Annotated in this window: 7 protein-coding genes; 6 read left to right on the plus strand and 1 reads right to left on the minus strand. The window is 50.5% G+C overall.

Features of this window, described 5'->3' with window-relative positions; genetic code table 11:
- The coding region (locus GEV47_RS19820; RefSeq protein ID WP_322741709.1) for a hypothetical protein at positions 1-442 on the minus strand (442 nt) is incomplete at its 3' end.
- Between the two features lie 592 nt (positions 443-1,034).
- Between GEV47_RS19820 and GEV47_RS19825 the strand changes: the two genes are divergently transcribed.
- The 6 genes from GEV47_RS19825 to GEV47_RS19285 form a co-directional block, all read left to right on the plus strand.
- Positions 1,035-1,886, plus strand: a complete 852-nt coding sequence (locus GEV47_RS19825) for a YadA family autotransporter adhesin (protein WP_322741708.1) — start codon at positions 1,035-1,037, stop codon at positions 1,884-1,886.
- 105 nt (positions 1,887-1,991) lie between these two features.
- Positions 1,992-2,243: a hypothetical protein gene (locus GEV47_RS19265; protein WP_153236416.1), complete on the plus strand. Its 252-nt coding sequence runs from the start codon at positions 1,992-1,994 to the stop codon at positions 2,241-2,243.
- Positions 2,244-2,653: 410 nt separating this feature from the next.
- A complete protein-coding gene (locus GEV47_RS19270; protein ID WP_153236417.1) occupies positions 2,654-3,796 on the plus strand; it encodes a DUF2827 domain-containing protein in 1,143 nt (380 codons plus the stop codon).
- A gap of 28 nt (positions 3,797-3,824) precedes the next feature.
- Positions 3,825-4,970, plus strand: coding sequence for a DUF2827 domain-containing protein (locus GEV47_RS19275; RefSeq protein WP_153236418.1), 1,146 nt, complete (start codon positions 3,825-3,827; stop codon positions 4,968-4,970).
- Positions 4,967-6,103 carry a DUF2827 domain-containing protein gene (locus tag GEV47_RS19280; protein ID WP_153236419.1) on the plus strand — a complete coding sequence of 379 codons (1,137 nt, stop codon included), beginning with the start codon at positions 4,967-4,969 and terminating at the stop codon, positions 6,101-6,103. Before GEV47_RS19275 ends, GEV47_RS19280 begins: the two co-directional genes overlap by 4 nt.
- Positions 6,104-6,481: 378 nt before the next feature.
- Positions 6,482-7,761, plus strand: a 1,280-nt coding sequence (locus tag GEV47_RS19285; RefSeq protein WP_228124825.1) for a tyrosine-type recombinase/integrase, incomplete at its 3' end; no start/stop codon positions are given.

The raw sequence follows: 7,761 nt of genomic DNA on the forward strand, positions 1-7,761 counted from the left end.
GCAATGTGAGCTCGCTGTCGACTTCAACTTCAACCGGCATCAGCACCAACGCCAGCAACATCGGTTCGTTGTCGACTGGCCTGAGCACAACCAACAGCAATGTGAGCTCGTTGTCGACTTCAACTTCGACTGGTATCAGCACCAACGCCAGCAATATCGGTTCGTTGTCTACTGGCCTGAGCACAACCAACAGCAATGTGAGCTCGTTGTCGACTTCAACTTCGACTGGTATCAGCACCAACGCCAGCAATATCGGTTCGTTGTCGACTGGCCTGAGCACAACCAACAGCAATGTAACATCGCTGTCGACTTCAACTTCGACCGGCATCAGCACCAACGCCAGTAACATCGGTTCGTTGTCCACGGGCTTGAGTACGACCAACAGCAACGTGAGCTCGTTGTCGACTTCGACTTCGACCGGCATCAGCACCAACGCCAGCAATATCGGTTCGTTGTCGACGGGAGTTGCTAACTCGGTTCAATATGATAATCCCGGTCACACCAGCATTACTTTGGGAGGCGTTGACGCGACGGTACCGGTGACTATTACCAATGTAGCTGCCGGTGTGAATCCAACCGATGCGGTGAATTTCAGTCAGTTATCGTCCTTGTCTACCTCGACGGCAACTGGCATCAATTCGCTGTCAACCGGTTTGAGCACGACTAATAGCAACGTGACCTCGCTGTCGACCTCGACGTCGACCGGGATCAGTACGGCGCAAAGCGGCGTAAATTCATTGTCAACGGGGCTGAGCACAACCAACAGTAATGTGTCCGCGTTATCGACGTCGACATCGACTGGTTTGAGCACGGCAGCAAGCGGCATTAATTCGCTGTCGACTGGTCTGAGCACCACCAACAGCAGCGTATCGTTGTTGTCGACCTCAACTTCAAGCGGCTTGAGTGTCGCGAATAGCGGCATCAATTCATTGTCAAGCGGTGTTGCGTCGATATCAACTGGACTGGGACAACTGGCGTCGCTCTCAACCAGCCTGACGAGTGTCACTTCATTGTCGACGTCGCTGAAACCGCTGGTGAATGCACTTACTGCCGCTGCTGCTAATGGTGCGACGATTGGAGGCACAACGATCGGCGGCGCCAACAGCGACGGCACGGTACAGACGCGCGGCACTAGCGGCACGGCGATCAACAATGTGAACCCGGCAACGTGCGGCACAGTGACGGGCGTCGATGCAACTGGCTCCGGTTTGTGTGCACAGGCGACCAAAGCAGGCGCCACGGCATTTGGTTCGAACGCACAGGCAACCGATACCAATACCACTGCTGTCGGTTTCCGCGCATTGGCCTCGCAGGCGGGGTCGGTAGCGATCGGGAATAACGCCCAGGCGACTGGCGATCCTACTGTCGCGATTGGTCAGAATTCGGTGGCTTCAGGCAATAATTCTGTCGCGACCGGTGCTGGCGCCCAAGCTACCGGAACCAATGCGGTTGCGACCGGCGCCGGTGCCCAAGCTGCCGAGACCAATTCGGTGGCACTGGGTGCCGGTTCGATAGCGGATCAAGCCAATACCGTATCTGTCGGATCTCCTGGCAGTGAGCGCCGTATCACCAACGTGGCAGCCGGTGTCAATCCAACCGATGCTGTGAATGTCTCGCAATTGTCAGCTGTGCAAAACCAGGTTGGTAATGTGCAGGCTATCGCTTTCGGCGGAGTAGCGATGGCAGGGGCTCTGGCTGGTATTCCGCAAGTCGATAGTGGCAGGACGTTCGCGTTAGGTGCGGGAATTGGCAATTATGCTGGCTACACGGCTCTGGCTATCGGTGCCAGCGCTCGCGTTAATCCGAATACTGTTATTAAGTTCGGCATTAGCACAACCACCGGTCAGCGCGCATTGATCAACGCTGGAGCTGGTTTTTCATGGTAACGATAACAATAACTCACAATTTCGTGAGCGCTAAATTTTATTCGAAGCGTTAATTCAAATCATTACGCACCTTGCAGTTCTCTTCAACACTTTAAAGGAATTATGATGAAAAAATTACCCGTCCTGCTTTTTTCTTTGCTGGTTGTATCTAATGTATTTGCTGCTGAACTCTATGATCTATTTGTGTCGACCACGAACGAGATTTCTCATGCAGAAGGTGAAATCCAAGCGATGCAGGCAAAAATTGGCCACAGCTCTGGTGGACATTTAGAAAAAGCCAGAGAACTGCTTGAGCAAGCTAAACATGAGTTTGATGCAGGTAGTGGGTATTACAGAGACCATGCAGGCAAGAGATAAGCAATTTTATTAGGTTGCCCCTGCTTTTCTGAGGGGCATTAAAGTACGCTAAGCTGGAATGTGTTCGATTAGCGCGGGTACTACGATACACCAGGCTATTAAGCATGAATAGGGGATTAGGTATTACATGTCAACACACGCTATTAAATTCACTTTTAAATTGTGCCTGTCGCTTTTACTTTTTTAGCAACCGGTGATGAGAGCTAGCCGCGTTACTTTCGCTGAAAACAATCCCGAATCGCCATGACAGCGGGGCTATTATGTAGGCTAAACCCCGGATATTTTTTGTTTTCCCATATTAACAATGTGCCCTCAATTTCACCAGAAGTGGTACGTTGCAGATTCATCCGCAGTGAAAACGGTATAGCATAATGGCATCACACACTTCACTTTCTATTTCAATCTAAGACATGACTTCTTTTTTAATTGGCAATTTGCGTATTGGTATCACTATCGGATTGCATCAGGAAAACGAATCCTTATGGAATAACGGCATCAAGCAGAATGCCGTGTACCTGGCTGAGACTTTAAAACAATGCCCAAGCGTGCGTTCAGTGCATCTGGTGAATACCACCGCGACCGCCATCACGTCGGCGCTGCCGTGGGATCAGGCACGCTGGCCGACTATCACCTTCGAGCATGCTAAAGATAATCTGGATGTGCTGATTGAACTCGGCGGACAGATTGGCCCTGATCAGACCGCGTATCTGAAGGAACATGGATGTCGGTTGATCTCCTACTGTTGCGGTGTCGAGTACGTGAATGTGATGCAGTCAATATTGTTCGACCGGCCGATGTGGGGACACAATCTATTCGTCAATCAGCGCTATGATGCCATTTGGATGGTGCCTCAGGTTGTCAACAGCAGCCGCTCTTACTTCGAAACCCTGCGCCGCCGTCCTGCGCAGGTAGTGCCGTTTGTCTGGGACCCGGTTTTTCTGAACCAGCGTAGTCAGGGGTTCGAACATCACGGCCAATACTATCCGCAATCGGGGCCAAAGCGTTTGACCGTGATGGAACCGAATCACGACATTGTGAAGTTCTGCATGTACCCAGTTTTTATTGCCGAAGAAGCCTATCGGCAGCGACCGCAGGACATTGCGTTATTACAGGTGACCAATGCGGAACGGTTGGCGCGTGAGAATAAGGAATTCGTCTCGGTGATGAATCAGTTGGATATTGTGCGCCAGCACAAGGCGGTTTTCTTGGGGCGTCACGATACGCCGCAGTTTCTCAGCGAAATGACCGACGTGGTGATTTCCCATCAGATCGAGAATGCACTGAATTATTTTTATTTCGATGTTTGCTGGCAAGGTTACCCGCTGGTGCATAACGCTTATATGTGCCGCGATCTCGGTTACTACTACGGGGGAAACAATGTGCAAGAAGGCTGCCGCAAATTGCTCGAAGTACTCACCATGCACGACGATAGTTGGCAAGATTATCTGACGCGGCAGCGGCAGGTGTTGAGTCGCTATCTGCCAGGTTGCCCGCAAGTCACCGCCGAGTATGAGCGCTTGCTGACGAATTTGTTGCAACAGCCGATTGTTTGATCAGATGTTTTTTAATTTTTCCTGACTCATGAAAAAAATAAATGTAGGTATTTCCGTCTTTGCTGTTCAAGGTGCGCAGCTTTGGGCCAACGGCATCAATCAGAATCTGGCATTTCTGGTGATGCTATTGCAGCAGAGTCCGCAAGTTGGGCGCGTGTTTTTATTGAATGGTGGCGACCTCGATCATATGCCTGCGGCGATGGGGCTGGATGGTCTGGGTGTACCGTTGGTGAAACCTGGCGACGTCACTTACGAACTGGATGTGGTGATCGAAATGGGAGCACAGTTGCCGCTGGAGTGGCTGCGTCACGTGCGAGCTTTGGGCGTCAAGATCATCGCTTTCTTTGTCGGGCACACCTTTGCCGACAATGCGGAAGCCCCGATGTTCGACGGCCCCAGCGGCCATATTTTCAATGGCGCGCCGTGGCATGAAATATGGACACTGCCACATCACATGAAAAGCAGCGGTCCATTATTACGCACAGTGTCGCGGGTGCCAGTGTTTGCGGTGCCGCACATCTGGTCACCGCTATTTATCCAGGCGCAGGTAGACCTGGTTGAAAAAGACGGCCATCACTTTGGCTATCAAGCCGGCAGCGGTGCCGATCGACGCGGCTGGCGTACTGCGATTTTCGAACCGAATATTTCTGTCGTTAAAAATTGTTTTATTCCGATGTTGGTGTGCGAGCAGGCATTTCGCCTGGATCAGCGTTCGGTGAGTACGATGATGGTGATGAACACAGTGCACATGAAGGAGCATCCAACCTTCAATCGTTTCGCCATCAATCTCGACCTGACGCGACAACACAAGGCCAGTTACGAGCCGCGCGTTGCGTTTGTCGAATGTATGGCGCAACAAAAGATGGATGCGGTGGTGTCGCATCAATGGGAATGCGGGTTGAATTATCTGTATTACGACACGCTCTATGGTGGTTATCCTCTGATCCACAACTCAGAATATCTGAAGGCTGATGGTATCGGTATTTATTATCCGGATTTTGAAGCCAGCGCCGGTGGCCATGCTTTGCTTGATGCCTGGCGTCAGGAACCGGAATTCTGGGACGACTATAAAATAACAGGCGCTGCGTATTTACGCAGACTGGCGCCGGAACATCCTAAAAATGTGGATGCATTCGTGAAAAGACTTCAACACACTGTGAAAGGGCAGGTATGAGTCAGTCTTTGCCACAACGTAAATTGCGCGTTGGCGTAACCCTGTATGTGCGGCCGGGGCCGCAATCGATCTGGGAAAACGGGATCTTCCAGAATTGTGCATTCCTGGTGCAATTGTTCAACCAGTCGCCGGCAGTCGAGCGTGCGGTGCTGGTGCTGGATGGTTCGACCGATCAGGTGAACGATGCCATGATGCTGGGCGATCTGGGGATAGATATGATCGGCCTGGAGCAAGCCATGGAAACGCTGGATGTGGTGATTGAAATGAGTGCACAGTTGAATGAAGACTGGGTACGAAGATTTCGAGAGCGCGGTGGACGCTATGCCTGGATGAGAGTCGGTAACGACTATGTGATCGACATTGAGCGTGCCATGTTTAACAAGCCACACGGTGGTTTATGCAGCGACAAGCCCTACGATGCAGTGTGGACATTGCCGGAGTATCAACGTAGTTGCAAGGATTATTTCGGTCTCACTTCACGGGCTCCGGTGCACATCGTGCCGCATTTGTGGACACCACTGTTTTTTGAAAAAGGCATCGCCACTTTGCCAGATCACCTCAGCTATGGTTATAAGCCGGGCAAGCCGCGCTGGCGGGTGTGCAGTTTCGAGCCTAATGTATGCATGGTGAAAACCTCGCTGTTGCCGATGTTGGCTTGCGAAGAGGCATATCGCGCGCAGCCGGCATTCCTGGAATATCTGCGCGTTTGCAATACCTTGCATTTGAAAGAGCACCTGAAGTTCTCGAAATTTGCGCGCACTCTCGATGTAGTGAATCACGGTCTGGCATCGTTTGAGGGGCGCTTTGCAGTGTACGAATTCATGGCCAATTATGGCGACTGTATCATTTCGCATCACTGGGAAAACGGCCAGAATTACCTGTACTACGAAGCCTTATACGGCGGCTATCCATTGATCCACAATTCGGAATTCATCAAGGATTACGGCTACTACTATCCGGAATTCGATTCCTACGAAGGCGGGCAGGCGGTATTGCGGGCGTTTGCCACGCATGATGCGCAGCTGGAGGATTACCGGCGCAATGCACAGGTATTACTGCGTACGCTGGATGTGAGCTTGCCGGAGAATATTGAAATTTATACCCGGCGCTTGCTGGATCTGTACTCGAGATAGGACAGATTAGATGCGGGGTTTTCCTCATTGTTTATGCGCAGCTCATGACGCACTGGCAAAGTGTGCAGGCCTTCCCGGAGCGATTGCAGACTTTAGGATAAAAATTGTCGGAAATTTTCTCCAAAAGCTGCAAAACCAATAGTCAACTTTACAAAAAATCCAATTGCATGGAGTTTGATCTAAAAAAACTCTGAAATAACAACGTTTTACGCAGATATTTCAAGGTTCCGTGAATGCTTTGTGTGAACTACCGTTCTTGGAGAGAGACTGGGAAGTGGTGGGGGAGTTATTGACCGACTAGGCGCGTTTGAACTATTTTGGCACACTGTGCGCCTATACAGTAGCCCGTGCAGGGCGGGGGGTTGCGGGCGCATTGAATTGCGTACGCCTTACTCGAAATCAGGTGTGGGATCATATCGCACCGAGGGTTCGAATCCCTCCATCTCCTCCATAACAAGTCTCAAGCAGTATCAAAAATCCCCGCATAATCTCTGCGGGGCTTTTGTTTATGCAGGTATAGCGTATCTTCTCGTCTCAGATTACCTCGTCCAGTTTTTCCCTATCTCATTGCTTTTAGGGTATCGTAATAGGGTATTTTTAATGTATACCCTACAGACGATGCCACTCACCGCAAAACAAGTCGCTGCTGCGCAGCCAAAAGACAAGGCGTACAAGCTAGCCGACGCCAATCAGTTGTATCTATACGTCGCCACTTCTGGTGCGAAATCGTGGCGTTGCAATTACTCCGAATCTGGAAAGTACAAAACAAAAACTTTTGGCCGTTATTCCGAAATGTCACTTGCGGATGTCCGTATGGAGCATGCGAAGTTTCGTGATGGGCAAGCCGCGCCAGTTGTTGCGGCATCGCCATTTTTTGAAAAAGTCACTGCGGACTGGTTGAAAATTAAATTGCCAACGTTGTCTAATGGAAAACATCAAATTCAAGTAGTGAATACAATTGATGAGTACGCCCTTCCATACATTGGAAAAAAACCGATAGACCAAATTCGCCGGGCTGAATTAGTCGATATTGTGCGTAAGGTTGGGGAATTAGGCTTGGTTGAAACCGCGCATCGTGTTGCTGGAAGAATCAGTATGATTTTTGATTACGCGCAAGATGCTGGATTGCTTGAGGCACATCCAGCTAGCGGATTATCCAGGGTGATTGAGGCGCGCAAGCGCAAAAAGCCAATGCCGTCGATCCCGCCAGAAGAAGCGGGCGTGTTGTTTTCTACAATTAAAATTTATGATGAAAAAGTATCACGCCTTGGATTGATGTTGGTGGCGCATACATTTGTTCGCGTTAACGAGCTTATTGGGGCGCACTGGGATGAGATAAATTTTGCTGATTCTGTGTGGGTGATACCGGAAGGGCGTATGAAGTTACGCAAGCCGCATGTTGTGCCATTGAGCAAGCAATCTATAAAACTGCTGAAAGAGCTGCAAATATTGGCGGGCGATTCTAAGTGGGTGGTGAGTTCACCACTTCGCGCAGGTAAGCCGGTTAGTGAGAACACGTTACTTTTTGCGCTCTACCGGCTTGGCTATCGTGGTCGCATGACTGTGCATGGATTCCGCGCGCTGGCTAGCACAGCTCTAAACGAACAATCAGACTTCGACCGTGATGCAATCGAACGGCAACTGTCCCATAAAGAGAC

Origin of the sequence: Glaciimonas soli (genome assembly GCF_009497155.1) — a bacterium.
GTDB lineage: Bacteria > Pseudomonadota > Gammaproteobacteria > Burkholderiales > Burkholderiaceae_D > Glaciimonas > Glaciimonas soli.